Genomic DNA, 16,032 nt, shown 5'->3' with positions numbered 1-16,032 from the left:
AGCCGGCCCTGCGCCCGCGAACGCTTCCCCCACGCGAAACCCCACTGCAATGAGCAACCCGTCCCGCCGCTTCAAAGTCGCGGTCGTCGGCGCCACCGGCGCCGTCGGCGAAACCATGCTGGCCATCCTGGCCGAGCGCAAATTCCCGGTGTCCGAAGTCATCGCCCTGGCCAGCGAGCGTTCCGCCGGCGGCGAAGTCGATTTCGGCGGGCAGAAAATCGACGTGCAGGACCTGGCGAAATTCGACCCCAAGGGCGTCGACATCGCCCTGTTCTCGGCGGGCGGCAGCGTGTCCAAGGAATACGCGCCGAAGTTCGCCGCCGCCGGCGCGGTGGTGATCGACAATTCCTCGACCTTCCGCTACGACGACGACGTCCCGCTGGTGGTCAGCGAGGTCAACCCCGAGGCGGCGAAGAACCGCCCGCGCGGCATCATCGCCAACCCGAACTGCTCGACCATGCAGCTGATGGTCGCGCTGAAGCCGATCCACGACGCGGCCGGCATCGAGCGCATCAACGTCGCCACCTACCAGTCGGTTTCCGGCGCCGGCCGCTCCGGGCTGGAGGAGCTGGGCGTGCAGACCGGCCAGCTGCTCAACTTCCAGGACATCGAGCCGAAGAAGTTCCAGGCCCAGATCGCCTTCAACCTGATTCCGCACATCGACGACTTCCAGCCCAACGGCTACACCAAGGAAGAGATGAAGCTGGTCTGGGAGACGCAGAAGATCCTCGGCGACAGCAGCATCCAGGTGAACCCGACCGCCGTGCGCGTGCCGGTGTTCTACGGCCATTCCGAGGCGGTCAACGTCGAAACCAGGAAGAAGCTGTCGCCGGAAGAGGCGCGCAAGCTGCTCGAAGCCGCGCCCGGCGTGGTCGTGGTCGACGAGCACAAGGCCGGCGGTTATCCCACCCCGGTGACGCACGCTTCGGGCACCGATCCGGTGTACGTCGGCCGCATCCGCGAGGACTTCTCGCATCCGCGCGGGCTCAACCTGTGGGTGGTCTCCGACAACATCCGCAAGGGCGCGGCGCTGAATGCGGTGCAGGTCGCGGAACTGGTCGCCGCGGAGTGACGGGCAGGGCGGGTCATGACCCGCCGTCGGAACCACGCAAGCGAGGGCGGGCGGGGGCCCGCCCTACGAATTCCGCGCCTGCGTTGCAGTAAACGCTCCGGAAAGTGCGCCAGCCCCTTGTTTCGGCTTATATTGGTTCGATGCACGAAAGGGGCGCGCACTTGAATCGACGCAGGCTGCTGCCGACCATCCGCTGGCTGTCCGCCGCGGCGTTGCTGCTGGCCAGCGGCGCCGCATTGGCGCTGGGCCTGGGCGAAATCCGGGTCAAGTCGAAGCCGGGCCAGCCGCTGGTCGCCGAGATCCCGGTGATCTCCAGCGATCCGGCCGAGATGGAGCAACTGCAGGCGCGGTTGGCTTCGCCCGAGACCTTCGACCGCGTCGGCTTGCCGCGACCGCAGGGCCTGGTCGAGGAACTCGATTTCGCCGTCGCCGTGTCCGACGAAGGCCAGCCGGTGATCCGCGTCACCAGCGCATCGCCGGTAGACCAGGCGGCGATCAATTTCCTGATCGAAGTCGACTGGGGCCAGGGCCGGCTGGTCCGCGAATACTCTGCGCTGGTCAACGCGCCCGGCGTGCTCGCCACCGCGCCACCGCCGCCGATCCAGGCGCCGCAGGCCGCGCCGTCCGACGCGATCGTTCAGGCGCCCGAACCGCCGCCGACGCAGCCCGAACCCGAACCGGCCCCTGCGCCGGCCGCGCGTGCGCCTGCAATGGAAACCGGCACGGGGCAGGTCACCGTCCGCGCCGGCCAGACCCTCTCGCAACTGGCCCGCGAACTGGTGCCGTCGGTCGGCCTGAACCAGGCCATGCAGGCCTTGTTGCAGGCCAATCCCGACGCCTTCATCAACGGCAATATCAACCTGCTGAAGCAGGGCGCGGTGCTGCGCGCGCCGGACTCGCCGGAGCTGGCGCAGGTCGATGCGGCGCAGGCCGACGACTTCGTCCGCCGGCAGATGGCCGAATGGAGGCAGGCGCGCGAGACGGCGCGACCGGCTTCCGCGTCAGCCGTTGCGCCTCCGCCATCGGAAGCCCGCGCCGCCGCGCGTCCGGCGCCGCGGGTGGCCGAAGCGCGGCTGCAGATCGCGCCGCCGGTGGTGCAGGGCGGTGCACAGGCGGGCACAACGACCGGCATCCAGGCCGGAGGCGAGGGCGAGATGCTGGCGGAACAACAACTGCAACAGACCAAGGAAGACCTGGCTGCGCGCGATGCCGAAGTGCAGGAACTGCGCTCGCAGGTCGCCGAGCTGGAAAAACTGAAGCAGCAGCAGGAAAAGCTGATCCAGATGAAGGACAGCGACCTGGCCGCCGCGCAGCAGAAGCTGGCCGCGCAGCAAGGCGGCAATGCCGGCACCCCGGCGTGGATCTGGGGCGGGTTGGCGCTGCTGATCGCGGGACTGGTCGCCGCGTGGTTGCTGGGCCGCCGCCGGGTGGCCGCGCCGGCAGTGGTGCGCAATGAACCGAAACCGGCGCTCGACAGCGCGGCACTGGCCGCGGCGATGCCGCAGGCCGCACCGGCGGCGATCGAAGTCGAACCCGAGCCCGAGCCGGAAGCCGTGCCGCGGGCCGAAGCCGCGTCTCCCGCGCCGGCCTGGCATCGCGACGATGCCAGCCTCAACGTCACGGTGCCGAACGCGGCGCCCGCCGGGCGCGAGCGGCTGGAGCTGGCCATCGCCTATCTCGACCTTGGCGACGTCGACACCGCGCGCGACCTGCTGAACGAGGTCGCCGCCGGAGGCGATTCCGCCGCGCGCCAGGAAGCCGCGCAACTGCTGCGCGAGCTGGGTTAAGGACCGCATGCGTTACGCGCTGGGCGTCGAATACGACGGCAGTGGTTTCCAGGGCTGGCAAGGGCTGGGGCCATCGGGGCCGGCGACGGTGCAGGCGGCATTGGAACATGCGCTTTCGTCGGTGGCCGACCAGGCCATTACCGTCACCTGCGCGGGGCGTACCGACGCCGGCGTGCATGCCGAATGCCAGGTCGTGCATTTCGACAGCACGGCCGATCGCGATCCGCGCGCGTGGACGCTGGGCGTCAGCGGACGCCTGCCGCCGACCGTATGCGCGCACTGGTGCGTACCCGTGGCGCAGGCCTTCAATGCGCGTTTCTCCGCGCGCGCGCGCCGTTACCGCTATCGCATTCTCAATCGCCCGGTGCGGCCGGCGCTGTATCGCCACACCACGACGTGGGAGCGGCGCCCGCTGGATGCCGATGCCATGCACCGTGCGGCGCAGGCCTTGCTGGGCGAGAACGACTTCAGCGCTTTCCGCACCGTTCATTGCCAATCGCCGCATGCGCGCCGCAACCTGCAGGAAATCGTGGTCCGCCGCACCGGCGACGCGGTCGAAGTGGAGATCCAGGCCAACGCCTTCCTGCATCACATGGTGCGCAACATCGTCGGCTCCTTGCTGGAAATCGGGGCGGGCGCGCGCGCAGAAGGCTGGATGGCCCAATTGCTGGCGGGACGCGACCGCACCCTTGCCGGGCCTACTGCGCCGCCGCAGGGGCTGGTGTTCCTGCGGCCACTGTATCCGTCCGAATGGGGGCTGCCGGAAAGCGTTACCCTGCGCGGATGAGCCACACCCGCATCAAGTTCTGCGGCATGACCCGCGCCGAAGACGTGCGCCTCGCGGTGGAGCTCGGCGTCGACTTCATCGGCCTGATCCTGGCCGAACGCAGCCCGCGCCGGCTGTTGCCGGGGCAGGCGCGGGCCCTGCGCGCGCTGGTGCCGGAGGAAATCGGTGTGGTCGCGCTGGTGATGGACAATCCGCGCGGCGAGGTCGCCGACATCGTCGCCGGGTTGCATCCGGACTACCTGCAGTTCCACGGCGGCGAGGACGACGCGTTCTGCGCCGGCTTCGGCCTGCCGTTCTTCAAGGCCATCGCGATGGGCGACGGCGGCGATCCGCTCGAAGCGATGGCGAACTTCCCTTCCGCGCACGGTTTCGTGCTCGACGGCCATGGCGCGGGCGAGCAGGGCGGCAGCGGCCGCAGTTTCGACTGGACGCGGTTGCCGAAGGACAGCGGCCGGCCGGTCCTGCTGGCCGGCGGGCTGTCGCCGGACAACGTTGCGCTGGCCATCCGCACCGCGCATCCCTGGGGCGTCGACGTGTCCAGCGGCATCGAGGCCACGCCGGGCGTCAAGGACGCCGCGAAGATGCGGCGTTTTGCCGATGCGGTGCGCGCGGCCGATGCGGCCGTCTGAAGGTCGGGGCCGGGGAAGCGCCGGGGCCCAGGATCGGCTACGCTATGGTCGCGCCATGAACGTCTCGAACCGCCCGTCTCCGCCCTTCGGCCGCTCCCTGCGGCGCTGGCGCCGCGTGCCTGCGGCGGCCGTGCGGTAACGCACCGCCCGACGCAACGCATCGGCCGGCTTCCGGCCCGTCTTTCGCCTTCGCGCAGTCCGCCGACCCGTTCGCGGTCGCGCGATTCCGGTTTCGGAGATTCCCCTTGAACAAACCCGCTCCCTCGATCGCGCCCGGCGCGGTATCCGATTACCACCAGTATCCCGATGCTTCGGGCCATTTCGGCCGCTACGGCGGGCGTTTCGTCGCCGAGACCCTGATCGGCCCCTTGCAGGAGCTGGCCGCCGCCTACGACGCGGCGCGTGTCGATCCGGCCTTCATCGCCGAATTCGAAAAGGACCTGAAGCACTATGTCGGCCGACCCAGCCCGATCTACGAAGCCGAGCGCCTGTCGCGCGAGGTCGGCGGTGCGCGCATCCTGCTCAAGCGCGAAGACCTGAACCACACCGGCGCGCACAAGATCAACAACACCATTGGCCAGGCGCTGCTGGCCAGCCGCATGGGCAAGCAGCGGATCATCGCCGAGACCGGCGCCGGCCAGCACGGCGTCGCTTCCGCCACCGTGGCCGCGCGGCTGGGGCTGGAGTGCGTGGTGTACATGGGCGCCACCGACATCGAGCGGCAGAAGATCAACGTCTACCGAATGAAGCTGCTCGGCGCGACCGTGGTGCCGGTGACCAGCGGTTCGGCCACGCTGAAGGACGCGCTGAACGAGGCGATGCGCGACTGGGTGACCAACGTGCAGGACACCTTCTACATCATCGGCACCGTCGCCGGGCCCGATCCGTATCCGCGCATGGTCCGCGACTTCAATGCCGTGGTCGGCAAGGAAGCGCGCGCTCAGATGCTGGCCGACTACGGGCGCCTGCCCGATGCGATCACCGCCTGCGTCGGCGGCGGCAGCAACGCCATCGGCCTGTTCCATGCCTTCCTCAACGACCCGTCGGTGCGCATCGTCGGTGCCGAAGCGGCCGGCGACGGCATCCAAACCGGCCGCCATGCGGCATCGATCGCTGCCGGCCGCCCCGGCGTGCTGCACGGCAACCGCACCTACGTGATCTGCGACGACGACGGGCAGATCATCGAAACCCATTCGGTGTCCGCCGGCCTGGACTATCCCGGCGTCGGCCCCGAACACGCCTTCCTCGCGGATTCCGGCCGCGCGCAGTACGTCGGCGTTACCGACGACGAAGCGCTGGCCGCGTTCCACACGCTGGCGCGCACCGAAGGCATCCTCGCCGCGCTGGAATCCAGCCACGCGGTCGCCCAGGCGATCAAGCTGGCCCGCGAACTGCCGAAGGACGCGCTGGTGCTGTGCAACCTGTCCGGCCGCGGCGACAAGGACGTGCATACCATCGCCGCGCGCGAGAACATCCAGCTCTGAAACCGCCGGACCCGATACCCGGCTTCGCCGAACATTCCACCGAGGAATCCCGATGAACGAACCCAACGTCAACCCGCAAGCCGCCAATGCCCCGGCGCCGCTCGACCCGGCCTTCTTCACCTGCGTCAACGAATACCTGGAGCTGACCAACCGCCAGTCCAAGCAGCAGGGCCTGAAGCGGATCAGCATGGCGTCCTTGTACGCCGCCGCGCGCTTCAATGCGCACGTGTACCTGGCGCATATGCAGCCGGGCGATGTGGCCAACGAACGCCAGGAATTCCTCGACTACATGACCAACCTGTACCGCCGCATGCTCAACGAGCATCTCGACGGACTGGGCCAGGAACGCGGTCTCGACGTGGGCGAATCCGAGCTGGCCGCCGAATACGCCGCCGCGGCGAGCCAGATGCCGGAAGGCACGCCTGCCCGATGAGCCGCTTCGAACGCAAGTTCGCCGAACTCGCCACGGCAGGGCGCAAGGCGCTGATTCCGTTCATCACTGCCGGCGACCCCTCGCTGGAAGCCACGGTGCCCGTCATGCACGCGCTGGTCGACGCGGGCGCCGATGTCATCGAACTGGGCGTGCCGTTCTCCGATCCGATGGCCGACGGCCCGACGATCCAGCGCAGCTCCGAGCGCGCGTTGGCCCGCGGTGCCGGGCTGCGTTACGTGCTGGAAGCGGTGGAAGTGTTCCGCCAGCAGGACGACAGCACGCCCGTGGTGCTGATGGGTTACCTGAATCCGGTCGAGATCCATGGCGCGGAACGCTTCGCCACCGAAGCGGCGCAAGCCGGCGTCGATGGCGTGCTGCTGGTTGACCTGCCGCCGGAAGAGGCCGCCGAGACCCGCGGGATCCTCAACGCGCAGGGGTTGGCCCTGGTCGCGCTGGCCTCGCCGACCACCGGTGCGGATCGTCTCGGCATGCTCTGCGATACCGCGCAGGGCTACCTGTATTACGTCAGCTTCGCCGGGGTGACCGGTGCCTCGGAGCGGCTGGATACGCAGGCCGCCGGCGAGCGGCTGCGCGGGATCCGCAAGGCATCGAAGGCCCCGGTGGTGGCCGGCTTCGGCATCAAGGACGCGGCCAGCGCCGTGGCCATGGCGGCCGATGCGGATGGCGTGGTGGTCGGCAGCGCGCTGGTCGCCGAGCTGGCCCGGGCCGCGGACGGTGCCGACGCGGCTTCCCGCGCCGCAACATTCCTCGTCCCGCTGCGGCAGGCGCTGGATGCGGCCGGCTGAGGGCGCTGTAGGGGTCCGGGCGGCGTAGGCTAAACTGCGCCGTTGGCCCGACGGGGCCGGAGAGGTTTCCTGAGCGAATGAGCTGGCTGAGCAAGTTGATGCCTTCGGGCATCCGAACCCAAAACAACGCCACCAAGTCCAAGCGCAGCGTCCCCGAGGGGCTGTGGGAGAAGTGCGACAACTGCGGCGCGGTGCTGTACCGGCCGGAGCTGGAGGAAAACCTGGAGGTCTGCCCGAAGTGCGACTTCCACATGCCGATCCGCGCCCGCGCCCGGCTGGCGGTGCTGTTCGACGCGGATGCGCCGACCGTCGAGATCGGCGCCGCGCTCGGCCCGACCGACGTACTCAAGTTCAAGGACCAGAAGAAGTATTCCGACCGGATCAAGGCCGCGCAGAAGAGCACCGGCGAGCGCGACGCCCTGGTCACCCTGCAGGGCAAGCTGAAGGGCCGCGACCTGGTCGCCAGCGCTTTCGATTTCGCCTACATGGGCGGTTCGATGGGTTCGGTGGTCGGCGAACGCTTCGCGCTGGGTGCGGAAAAGGCGCTGCAGATCGGTTCGCCGTTCGTTTGCTTCTCCGCCAGCGGCGGCGCGCGCATGCAGGAAAGCCTGTTCTCGCTGATGCAGATGGCCAAGACCTCGGCCGCGCTGGCCAAGCTGCGCGAAGCCGGCCTGCCGTACATCTCGGTGCTGACCCACCCGACCACCGGCGGCGTGTCGGCCAGCTTCGCCATGCTCGGCGACGTCAACATCGCCGAGCCGAACGCGCTGATCGGCTTCGCCGGCCCGCGCGTGATCGAGCAGACCGTGCGCGAAACCCTGCCGGAAGGCTTCCAGCGTTCCGAATTCCTGCTCGACCACGGCGCCATCGACCAGATCTGCGACCGCCGCGAGATGCGCGAACGGCTGGCCACGCTGCTGGCGATGATGATGCGCCAGGAAAAACCCGCCCACGACACGGTGCAGGCGGCATGAGCCAGCGCAAGTATTTCGGCACCGACGGCATTCGCGGCCGGGTCGGTGAAGGCCCGATCTCGGCGGATTTCATGCTGCGCCTGGGCAACGCCTACGGCCACGCCCTGGTCGAGGCGGGCGGGCGCGGCGGACGCCGGCCGATGGTGATCATCGGCAAGGACACGCGCATCTCCAACTACATGTTCGAGGCCGCGCTGGAAGCCGGCCTGGTCGCCGCCGGCGTCGACGTGCAGTTGCTCGGCCCGATGCCGACGCCCGCGGTGTCGCACATGACCCGCGCGTTGCGCGCCGATGGCGGCATCGTCATCTCCGCTTCGCACAACCCCCACCACGACAACGGCATCAAGTTCTTCTCGGCCGAAGGCGAGAAGCTCGACGACGCCACCGAACTGGCGATCGAGGCCGCGCTGGAGCAATCCTTCCGCACGGTGCCGTCCGAACAGCTCGGCAAGGCCGTGCGCACCCGCGACGCGATCGGCCGTTACGTCGAGGCCTGCAAGAACTCGGTGCCGCGCGACTTCGACCTCGGCGGCATGCGCATCGTCGTCGATTGCGCCAACGGCGCGACCTACCAGGTCGGCCCGATCGTGCTGCGCGAACTCGGCGCGACGGTCGAGGCCATCGGCGACACGCCGAACGGCCTGAACATCAACGACGGCATCGGCTCCACCCACCCTGAAGCGCTGGCCGCGCGCGTACGCGACAGCGGCGCCGACCTCGGCATCGCCTTCGATGGCGACGGCGACCGCGTGCTGTTCGTCGACGCGACGGGCGAAGTGGTCGATGGCGACGGACTGATCTACGTGCTGGCGAACGACTGGCAGCGCAGCGGCCGCCTGCAGGGCGCCGTGGTCGGCACGCTGATGACCAACTACGGGTTGGAGAAGGCGCTGGCCGAGCGCGGCATCGCCTTCGTGCGCGCCAAGGTCGGCGACCGTTACGTGCACCAGGCGCTGATCGAAGGGCAGGGCATCCTCGGCGGCGAAGCCTCCGGCCACATCCTGTGCCTGGACCGGGTCAGCACCGGCGACGGCATCGTCAGCGCTTTGCAGGTGCTGGAAGTATTGAAGCGTACCGGCACCGGCCTGCGCGAGGCGCTGGCGGGGCTGAAGATGCTGCCGCAGAAAACCGTCAACGTGCGCCTGAACGGCGATGCGAAAATGGTGGTCGAGGCGCAAGCCGTGCAGGCCGCGCTGGTCGCTGCACAAGCGGCGGTGTCGGGCCGCGGACGCGCCTTCCTGCGCCCGTCCGGCACCGAGCCGGTGGTGCGCGTGACCGTCGAGGCCGACGACGACGCGCTGATGCAATCCACCCTCGACGGACTGGCGGCCGCGGTGCGCGCCGCCGTGGCCTGATCCGGATCAAGATCGACCCGGTGCGCGTGGCGGATCATTCCGGCACGCCCCTACAGTGCAACAGGACGAGAACATGGCTTCGCGCATTCCCACCCTCGACATCACCCGCTTCGACACCGACCGCGAGGCTTTCGTCGCCGAACTCGGCGCGGCCTACCGCGAGTGGGGTTTCGCCGGCATCTGCAACCACGGCATTCCGCAGGCGAAAATCGACGCGGCCTACGATGTGTTCAAGGCGTTCTTCGCCCTGCCGGAAGAGACCAAGAAGCGCTACCACGTGCCCGGCGGCGGCGGCGCGCGCGGCTATACGCCGTTCGGCGTCGAGACCGCGAAGGATTCCAAGCACTTCGACCTGAAGGAGTTCTGGCACATCGGTCGCGAGATTCCCGACGATTCGAAGTACCGCGAGGTGATGCCGCCGAACCTGTGGCCGGAGGAAGTACCCGGCTTCCGCGAGCACGGCTACGGCCTGTACCAGGCGCTGGACCAGCTCGGCTCGCGCGTGCTGTCGGCGCTGGCCCTGCACATCGGCCTGCCGGAGAACTATTTCGCCGACAAGACCGATTCGGGCAACTCGATCCTGCGCCCGATCCACTACCCGCCGATCACCGCCGACGACATTCCCAACGTGCGCGCCGGCGCACACGAGGACATCAACCTGATCACCCTGCTGGTCGGCGCCAGCGCCGCCGGCCTGGAAGTGAAGTCGAAGCAGGGCGAGTGGGTGCCGTTCACCTCGGACGCGGACACCATCGTGGTCAACATCGGCGACATGCTGCAACGCCTGACCAACCACGTGTACCCGTCGACCACGCACCGCGTGGTCAATCCGCCGGGCGAGGAGGCACGCAAGCCGCGCTATTCGGTGCCGTTCTTCCTGCACCCGAACCCGGATTTCCTGATCGACGTGCTGCCATCGACCATCACCGCGGACAACCCGAGCCGTTATCCGGAACCGATCACCGCGCAGGGCTACCTGGAAGAACGCTTGCGCGAGATCAAGCTGAAGTAAGCCTGCGGCGGAAATCGCGGATCGCCGCGATCAATCGGTCGGGCGATTCCTCGGCCACGAATTCGCCGCCGGCAATCGTGATGCCTTCGACGGCCTCGGCACCGAGTTCGCGCAGCGGGCCGACGTACCGTTCCGGCTTCGCGCCGTCGGCATCGCCGCGGGCATACAGCATCGGCAGGGCGATCCGTTTCTTGCGTGCATTGTGCCGGGCGTCTTCGGCCATGGCCCTGTACCAGTCGAAGCCTGCGCTGAGCGCTTCCGGGCGCTCGTAGGCCCTCGCGTATTCGTCTCGGGCTTCGTCGCTCAACGCGCGCTTGTTGCCGGCGAGCATGTCGAAGAAGAAGTCGAAATACGCGCGTTGGCGGCCGGCGACCAGCAACTCGGGAAGTTCCGCGAGGGCGTGCAACGCGAAATGGAAGATCTTCGGGTTGGCCAGCGTCTCTTCCCACGGCGGAACGCCCGGCAGCACCGTGTTCATGACGATGGCGCCGGAGAGTCGCGCCGCATGATCGCGGGCCGCTGCGTAGGCGACCATGCCGCCCACATCGTAGCCGGCGATCACGATGCCCTTCGCGTCCAACCGTTCGGCCGCACTGAGAACGATATCGGCGATGACGGTCTTTTCCGCCGAAGGCGGCTTGCCCTGCGAACGGCCGATGCCGGGAAGGTCGAACGCCAGGGCGAAATGATCCTGGCCCAGTTCGTCCAGAATGCCGGCGAAGGCGTGGCTGGATTGGGGCCAGCCATGCAGCAGGATCAAACCGGGCTTCGATGCATCTCCCGAGCAGCGCGCAGCGATCTGCAAATCGCCGACGGATGAAATCGTGATCTCCATGAGGCTTCCCGCTCGGCCGTACGACAAGCCTCGCTTGCGCCGACGAAAGCCAAGGTGAAGTGGAGGTGACGAGTCGGGAAATCCTTGTCGCGGTTACCCGGCCATCCAGAAAAACACCGCCGCCATCCGCTTCTCTTCCAGGCTGCGGCCCCAGTAGCCGCTGGCGCTGTGGATCAGGTTGCTCTGGTACAGCAACAGGCGGTTGCAGCGGTGTTCGATCGCCACATCCTCGACGAACGAGGCCGGCGACACGAAACGCGTGCCCAGGGCTTCGACCAGGTTCGTGTGCGGCGGCATCACCACGTTGCCGCCGCGCCCGCCACCGGGCAGGCGCTGGCGGTAGAAGCTGGTGCCGCAGGAATCGGGCACGTCGGGATTCAGGTACAGCACCGCCGCATAGCGGCACAGCTTGCGCGAATCGGTATGCGGGCGCGGTTCGCATTCGTCGATGCCGACCACCTGCACGCAGTTGTGGTTGAGCTGCGCGCCGTCGGGCGCGGTTTCCACCCACAGCCGTTTCGCGCCGGTGGCCTGTTTCACCAGCGCTTCGACCTTCGCCAGTTCGTCATCGAGCAGGCCCGGCAGCACGCGCAGGCCCGGCCAGCTCTCCGGCTTGTACGGATAGCCTTCGACCCAGTCGGTGCGCGCAAGGCAACGCGCGCGCACCGCGCCAGGATCGGGCAATACGTCGTCGAACAGCCAGTAGTCGCGGCCTTCGGTCGGCTTGCGATAGGGCAGGGTCGGCAGGCGTGGGGGCTGGAAGCTCATGCGACGAATGTATCAGTCGACCTTGCGGTATTTCTTCGAATTGCGCTTCATCAGTCCCAGCAGCCACGATTCCGGCAGGTGCTTGGCGACGAACACCAGCAACTTGTAGCGCCACCCGGGCACGCAGACCACCTGTCCGCGTTCGGCCGCGTCGATGCCGGCGCGCGCCACGTCGCCGGCCTGCAGCCAGATCCATCCGGGCAGCTTGTCCATCATGCCGCGCGTGCCGGTCACGTCGTGGAATTCGGAAAGGGTGAAGCCGGGGCACAGCGCGGTGACGTTGACGCCGCGGTCGAGGTTCTCCAGGTGCAACGATTCGCTCAGCTTGACCATGTACGCCTTTACCGGCGCGTACAGCGTCTGCCCATCCGCGCCAGGCACCAGTCCGGCGACCGAGGACACGTTGACGATGCGCCCGTGGCCGCTTTCGCGAAGATCGGGCAGCAGGCGCCAGATCAGCTCGCTGACCGCGCCGATCATCAGCTGCAGGAACGCGGCGTGGGTCGGCCAGTCATTGACCCGGTAGCGCCCCGCCACGCCATAGCCGGCGTTGTTCACCAGGATGCGCACCTTCAGGCCGCGGCGATGGATTTCCTCGACCAGCGCCGCCGGCGCGGCGGGGTCGGCAAGGTCGCTGGCGATCACTTCGACCGGTACCTGCCGGCGGAGGTCGTCGGCCAGCTGCTGCAGGCGATCCTCGCGCCGCGCGGTCAGGATCAGCGGCACGCCGCGCGCCGCGTATTCGCGGGCGATGGCCGCACCGATGCCGCTGGAAGCGCCGGTCACCAGCGCATGGCCGGCGGGGGTCGGGGAGGAGGGGGCAGGCGAAAGCGGGGTCATCGGGTATCCTTGCGCGCCGCGAATGGAATGGAAGTGGTCTTACGTATGCGTCGCAAGATTGTCGCCGGAAACTGGAAATTGCATGGCACCCGCCAATTCGCCACCGCGCTGGTGGGCGAGGTCGCCGGGGGTCTCCCGCTGCCGGGGGTGGAAGTGCTGGTCCTGCCGCCGCTGCCGTACTTGGGCGACCTGATCGAGGATTTCGAGGGCCGCGACATCGTTTTCGGCGCGCAGGACGTCAGCTCGAACGAGAAGGGCGCCTATACCGGCGAAGTTTCGGCGGCGATGCTGGTCGATGTCGGCGCGCGCTACGGCCTGGTCGGCCATTCCGAACGCCGCCAGTACCACCAGGAGAGCAGCGAGCTGGTGGCGAAGAAGTTCGTCGCCGCCCGCCACGCCGGCCTGGTACCGATCCTGTGCGTGGGAGAGACACTGGAGCAACGCGAGGCGGGGCAGGCCGAGGCGGTGATCGCGGCGCAGCTGGCACCGGTGCTGGAACTGGCGGGCGTCGAGGGTTTCGACGGTGCGGTGGTCGCCTACGAACCGGTCTGGGCGATCGGCACCGGCCGCACCGCCAGTCCCGAGCAGGCCCAGGCCATGCACGCGTTCGTCCGTGGCCAGATCCGTGCGCACGATGCTAGAATCGCCGATTCCCTGCCGCTGTTGTACGGCGGCAGCGTGAAGCCCGACAACGCCGCGGAACTGTTCGCCCAGGCCGATGTCGATGGTGGACTGGTCGGCGGCGCCTCGCTGGTGGCGGCCGATTTCCTCGCCATCGCGCGCGCCGCGGCGACAAGTTCCTGAGAACCACAGACATGATGCTGATCCTCAATGTGATTTACGTGCTGGTCGCGATCGCGATCATCGCCCTGGTGCTGATGCAGCGCGGTGCCGGCGCGCAGGCCGGTTCCGGCTTCGGCGCGGGCGCTTCCGGCACCGTGTTCGGCGCGCGCGGCGCATCGAACTTCCTGTCCAAGAGCACCAAGTGGCTGGCGGTCGCCTTCTTCGGCATCAGCCTGTTCATGGCCTGGCAGGCCTCGCACGGCGTGCGCCCGACGGTCGTGCAGCAGGACCTCGGCGTGATGGGCGGTGCGCCCGCCGCCACGCCTTCGGCCGCCGGCGAATTGCCGAAGGCCGCCCCGGTCGCCGCGCCCGCCCAACCGGCCGCCGCCGCTCCGGCGCCCGCGCAGCCGCAACCGGCGCCGGTCCAGCCCGCGCAGGGCAAGTAACCCGGTTACAATTTCATTCGCAAGTTTTTGCCCAGGTGGCGGAATTGGTAGACGCACTACCTTGAGGTGGTAGCGGAGAGATCCGTAGGGGTTCGAGTCCCCTCTTGGGCACCATGCAGCAACGAACAGGCCCGCAGCGATGCGGGCTTTTTCGTGTCTTTCTTGCCGGTAATCGTTTACTAGCAAGTTCAGCAACCGGTACAATTCGATGATTGGTCCAATGCCCGGTACGATTCGCCCGCACGCGGGCAGCGGAAGGGCGACGCCTGTCGCGCGACGGACCACGAGACCCGGCTAAGAGAATCCGCGAGTGCTGGCCAATTACCTGCCGACCCTGCTGTTCCTGCTCGTCGCCACCGGCATCGGCATCGCGCTGATGATCGTCGGCCGACTGCTCGGCCCGCGTCGTCCCGACGCGCAGAAGCTGTCGCCGTACGAATGCGGCTTCGAGGCGTTCGAGGACGCGCGCATGAAGTTCGACGTGCGCTACTACCTGATCGCGATCCAATTCATCGTTTTCGATCTTGAAATCATTTTCATCGTGCCGTGGACCCAGGTGTTCATGGACCTCGGCCCGCGCGCCCTGATCACCATGGCCCTGTTCGTGGGCATGCTGTTCCTGGGCTTCATCTACGTCTGGAAGAAGGGGGCGCTCGAATGGGAGTGATCCAAACCATCGATCGCCTGATGAACAACCCGATCCCGCAGGGACGGGTGGACGACATCCTCCGTCCCGAAGGCGAGAACCCGTTGCTCGAGAAGGGCTACGTGACCACCAGCGTCGACGCGCTGGTCAACTGGGCGCGCACCGGCTCGATGTGGCCGATGACCTTCGGCCTCGCCTGCTGCGCGGTCGAGATGATGCACGCCGGCGCCGCGCGCCTGGACCTGGACCGCTATGGCGTGGTGTTCCGCCCGTCGCCGCGCCAGTCCGACGTGATGATCGTCGCCGGCACCCTGGTCAACAAGATGGCCCCGGCGCTGCGCAAGGTCTACGACCAGATGCCCGACCCGAAGTGGGTCATCTCGATGGGCAGCTGCGCCAACGGCGGCGGCTACTACCACTACTCGTATTCGGTGGTGCGCGGCTGCGACCGCATCGTGCCGGTGGACATCTACGTGCCGGGCTGCCCGCCGACGGCCGAAGCGCTGGTCTACGGCATCCTGCAGTTGCAGAAGAAGATCTGGCGCACCCAGACCGTCGCCAAGAAAAAGTAATCCGGAGCACGCCCGCCCCATGGCCGAGCCAACCGTTTCCTTTGCCGATCAATTGCGCGCGCGCTTCGCGGACGCGAAGGTCGACGTCGCCCTGCCGCGCGGCGAGACCACGCTGGAAGTGTCCGCCGCGCAGTGGCACGCCACCTGCGCCGCGCTGCGCGACGAATTCGGTTTCGAACAACTCAGCGACCTGTGCGGAGTCGATTACCTCGGCTACGGCAGCGACGAGTGGGATACCTCCGACGTCAGTTCGGAAGGCTTCTCGCGCGGCGTCGAAGGCAAGAACGCCGGTCGCTTCGCCTGGGGCGAATCGCTCTCCGGCGAGAACGGCAACGCCGGCGGCATCCAGCCGGTGCCGGTACCCAGCCATCGCTTCGCCGCGGTCGCGCAACTGATTTCCTACCGGCACAACCGCCGCCTGCGCGTGCGTTGCTACGCGCCGAACGACGACGTGCCGGTGGTCGCCTCGGTCACCGACCTGTGGCCCGGCGCGAACTGGTTCGAGCGCGAAGCCTTCGACCTGTACGGCATCGTCTTCGAAGGCCACCCGGACCTGCGCCGCATCCTCACCGACTACGGTTTCGTCGGCCATCCGTTCCGCAAGGATTTCCCGCTGATCGGCAACGTCGAAGTGCGCTACGACGAGGAGAAGAAGCGCGTGGTGTACGAGCCGGTGACCTCGGTGGAGCCGCGCGTGGGCGTGCCGCGGGTGATCCGCGACGACGCGCGCTACGCGACCGCCGCGGGCGAACAGGCGCAGCGGGAGGGCGGCCGGTGAGCGAATACCATCAGTCCAGCGAAGC

The 16,032-nt window shown here is 68.2% G+C and carries 18 protein-coding genes and 1 tRNA gene; 16 read left to right on the top strand and 3 right to left on the bottom strand.

Annotated elements, in window-relative coordinates; translation table 11 throughout:
• The first annotated feature begins 49 nt into the window (after positions 1–49).
• From J5837_RS15390 to J5837_RS15345, 10 genes are all read left to right on the top strand, one after another.
• Complete coding sequence (locus tag J5837_RS15390; protein WP_210537670.1) at positions 50–1,072, top strand: aspartate-semialdehyde dehydrogenase; 1,023 nt, start codon at positions 50–52, stop codon at positions 1,070–1,072.
• A gap of 161 nt (positions 1,073–1,233) precedes the next feature.
• Positions 1,234–2,859, top strand: a complete 1,626-nt coding sequence (locus tag J5837_RS15385) for a motility hub landmark protein FimV (protein ID WP_425504851.1) — start codon at positions 1,234–1,236, stop codon at positions 2,857–2,859.
• A 7-nt stretch (positions 2,860–2,866) separates the two neighbouring features.
• Positions 2,867–3,646, top strand: a complete 780-nt coding sequence (gene truA, locus J5837_RS15380) for a tRNA pseudouridine(38-40) synthase TruA (RefSeq protein ID WP_210537668.1) — start codon at positions 2,867–2,869, stop codon at positions 3,644–3,646.
• A complete protein-coding gene (locus J5837_RS15375) occupies positions 3,643–4,275 on the top strand; it encodes a phosphoribosylanthranilate isomerase (RefSeq protein ID WP_210537667.1) in 633 nt (210 codons plus the stop codon). The genes truA and J5837_RS15375 overlap by 4 nt, the downstream gene beginning before the upstream one ends.
• Positions 4,276–4,541: 266 nt before the next feature.
• Complete coding sequence (trpB, locus tag J5837_RS15370) at positions 4,542–5,759, top strand: tryptophan synthase subunit beta (protein WP_210537898.1); 1,218 nt, start codon at positions 4,542–4,544, stop codon at positions 5,757–5,759.
• Positions 5,760–5,811: 52 nt separating this feature from the next.
• Positions 5,812–6,192 carry a DUF3144 domain-containing protein gene (locus J5837_RS15365; protein ID WP_210537666.1) on the top strand — a complete coding sequence of 127 codons (381 nt, stop codon included), beginning with the start codon at positions 5,812–5,814 and terminating at the stop codon, positions 6,190–6,192.
• Positions 6,189–6,998: a tryptophan synthase subunit alpha gene (trpA, locus tag J5837_RS15360; RefSeq protein ID WP_210537665.1), complete on the top strand. Its 810-nt coding sequence runs from the start codon at positions 6,189–6,191 to the stop codon at positions 6,996–6,998. The genes J5837_RS15365 and trpA overlap by 4 nt, the downstream gene beginning before the upstream one ends.
• Positions 6,999–7,075: 77 nt before the next feature.
• On the top strand, positions 7,076–7,972 hold the full coding sequence (accD, locus tag J5837_RS15355; RefSeq protein ID WP_210537664.1) for an acetyl-CoA carboxylase, carboxyltransferase subunit beta: 897 nt from the start codon (positions 7,076–7,078) through the stop codon (positions 7,970–7,972).
• The gene (glmM, locus tag J5837_RS15350) at positions 7,969–9,327 is read left to right on the top strand and encodes a phosphoglucosamine mutase (RefSeq protein ID WP_210537663.1); all 1,359 of its coding nucleotides are present in this window, start codon (positions 7,969–7,971) and stop codon (positions 9,325–9,327) included. Before accD ends, glmM begins: the two co-directional genes overlap by 4 nt.
• A gap of 73 nt (positions 9,328–9,400) precedes the next feature.
• Positions 9,401–10,339: an isopenicillin N synthase family dioxygenase gene (locus J5837_RS15345; RefSeq protein WP_210537662.1), complete on the top strand. Its 939-nt coding sequence runs from the start codon at positions 9,401–9,403 to the stop codon at positions 10,337–10,339.
• On the opposite strand, the gene J5837_RS15340 is transcribed toward J5837_RS15345, so the two are convergent.
• The 3 genes from J5837_RS15340 to J5837_RS15330 form a co-directional block, all read right to left on the bottom strand.
• Positions 10,326–11,174 carry an alpha/beta fold hydrolase gene (locus J5837_RS15340; protein ID WP_210537661.1) on the bottom strand — a complete coding sequence of 283 codons (849 nt, stop codon included), beginning with the start codon at positions 11,172–11,174 and terminating at the stop codon, positions 10,326–10,328. The two genes, J5837_RS15345 and J5837_RS15340, sit on opposite strands and share 14 nt — an antisense overlap.
• Positions 11,175–11,267: 93 nt before the next feature.
• Positions 11,268–11,942 carry a DUF6445 family protein gene (locus J5837_RS15335; RefSeq protein WP_210537660.1) on the bottom strand — a complete coding sequence of 225 codons (675 nt, stop codon included), beginning with the start codon at positions 11,940–11,942 and terminating at the stop codon, positions 11,268–11,270.
• A 12-nt stretch (positions 11,943–11,954) separates the two neighbouring features.
• On the bottom strand, positions 11,955–12,782 hold the full coding sequence (locus J5837_RS15330) for an SDR family NAD(P)-dependent oxidoreductase (RefSeq protein WP_210537659.1): 828 nt from the start codon (positions 12,780–12,782) through the stop codon (positions 11,955–11,957).
• Positions 12,783–12,827: 45 nt separating this feature from the next.
• On the opposite strand from J5837_RS15330, the gene tpiA reads away from it, so the two are divergent.
• The 6 genes from tpiA to J5837_RS15300 all read left to right on the top strand — a co-directional run bounded on the left by tpiA (position 12,828) and on the right by J5837_RS15300 (position 16,007).
• The gene (tpiA, locus tag J5837_RS15325) at positions 12,828–13,586 is read left to right on the top strand and encodes a triose-phosphate isomerase (protein WP_210537658.1); all 759 of its coding nucleotides are present in this window, start codon (positions 12,828–12,830) and stop codon (positions 13,584–13,586) included.
• A gap of 11 nt (positions 13,587–13,597) precedes the next feature.
• Positions 13,598–14,011 (top strand): preprotein translocase subunit SecG, encoded by a 414-nt coding sequence (secG, locus tag J5837_RS15320; RefSeq protein WP_210537657.1) that lies wholly within the window; start codon positions 13,598–13,600, stop codon positions 14,009–14,011.
• Positions 14,012–14,040: 29 nt separating this feature from the next.
• Positions 14,041–14,125: transfer RNA gene (locus J5837_RS15315), tRNA-Leu, on the top strand.
• A 196-nt stretch (positions 14,126–14,321) separates the two neighbouring features.
• Complete coding sequence (locus tag J5837_RS15310) at positions 14,322–14,678, top strand: NADH-quinone oxidoreductase subunit A (RefSeq protein WP_210537656.1); 357 nt, start codon at positions 14,322–14,324, stop codon at positions 14,676–14,678.
• Entirely contained in the window at positions 14,669–15,229 is a 561-nt protein-coding gene (locus J5837_RS15305) for a NuoB/complex I 20 kDa subunit family protein (protein WP_210537655.1), read from the top strand. Before J5837_RS15310 ends, J5837_RS15305 begins: the two co-directional genes overlap by 10 nt.
• Positions 15,230–15,248: 19 nt before the next feature.
• Positions 15,249–16,007 carry an NADH-quinone oxidoreductase subunit C gene (locus J5837_RS15300; RefSeq protein ID WP_210537654.1) on the top strand — a complete coding sequence of 253 codons (759 nt, stop codon included), beginning with the start codon at positions 15,249–15,251 and terminating at the stop codon, positions 16,005–16,007.
• Positions 16,008–16,032: the final 25 nt, after the last annotated feature.

Source organism: Pseudoxanthomonas helianthi (assembly GCF_017939625.1).
Taxonomy (GTDB): Bacteria; Pseudomonadota; Gammaproteobacteria; order Xanthomonadales; family Xanthomonadaceae; genus Pseudoxanthomonas_A; species Pseudoxanthomonas_A helianthi.
The sequence above is the reverse complement of the archived record's forward strand: the minus strand, read 5'-3'. Positions and strand labels throughout refer to the sequence as shown.

Excerpts from the sequence above, each read along its gene's own strand:
- J5837_RS15390 (WP_210537670.1), top strand. The coding sequence starts at position 50 with ATGAGCAACCCGTCCCGCCGCTTCAAAGTCGCGGTCGTCGGCGCCACC.
- truA (WP_210537668.1), top strand. The coding sequence starts at position 2,867 with ATGCGTTACGCGCTGGGCGTCGAATACGACGGCAGTGGTTTCCAGGGC.
- J5837_RS15375 (WP_210537667.1), top strand. The coding sequence starts at position 3,643 with ATGAGCCACACCCGCATCAAGTTCTGCGGCATGACCCGCGCCGAAGAC.
- J5837_RS15365 (WP_210537666.1), top strand. The coding sequence starts at position 5,812 with ATGAACGAACCCAACGTCAACCCGCAAGCCGCCAATGCCCCGGCGCCG.
- trpA (WP_210537665.1), top strand. The coding sequence starts at position 6,189 with ATGAGCCGCTTCGAACGCAAGTTCGCCGAACTCGCCACGGCAGGGCGC.
- accD (WP_210537664.1), top strand. The coding sequence starts at position 7,076 with ATGAGCTGGCTGAGCAAGTTGATGCCTTCGGGCATCCGAACCCAAAAC.
- glmM (WP_210537663.1), top strand. The coding sequence starts at position 7,969 with ATGAGCCAGCGCAAGTATTTCGGCACCGACGGCATTCGCGGCCGGGTC.
- J5837_RS15345 (WP_210537662.1), top strand. The coding sequence starts at position 9,401 with ATGGCTTCGCGCATTCCCACCCTCGACATCACCCGCTTCGACACCGAC.
- J5837_RS15340 (WP_210537661.1), bottom strand. The coding sequence starts at position 11,174 with ATGGAGATCACGATTTCATCCGTCGGCGATTTGCAGATCGCTGCGCGC.
- J5837_RS15335 (WP_210537660.1), bottom strand. The coding sequence starts at position 11,942 with ATGAGCTTCCAGCCCCCACGCCTGCCGACCCTGCCCTATCGCAAGCCG.
- J5837_RS15330 (WP_210537659.1), bottom strand. The coding sequence starts at position 12,782 with ATGACCCCGCTTTCGCCTGCCCCCTCCTCCCCGACCCCCGCCGGCCAT.
- tpiA (WP_210537658.1), top strand. The coding sequence starts at position 12,828 with ATGCGTCGCAAGATTGTCGCCGGAAACTGGAAATTGCATGGCACCCGC.
- secG (WP_210537657.1), top strand. The coding sequence starts at position 13,598 with ATGATGCTGATCCTCAATGTGATTTACGTGCTGGTCGCGATCGCGATC.
- J5837_RS15305 (WP_210537655.1), top strand. The coding sequence starts at position 14,669 with ATGGGAGTGATCCAAACCATCGATCGCCTGATGAACAACCCGATCCCG.
- J5837_RS15300 (WP_210537654.1), top strand. The coding sequence starts at position 15,249 with ATGGCCGAGCCAACCGTTTCCTTTGCCGATCAATTGCGCGCGCGCTTC.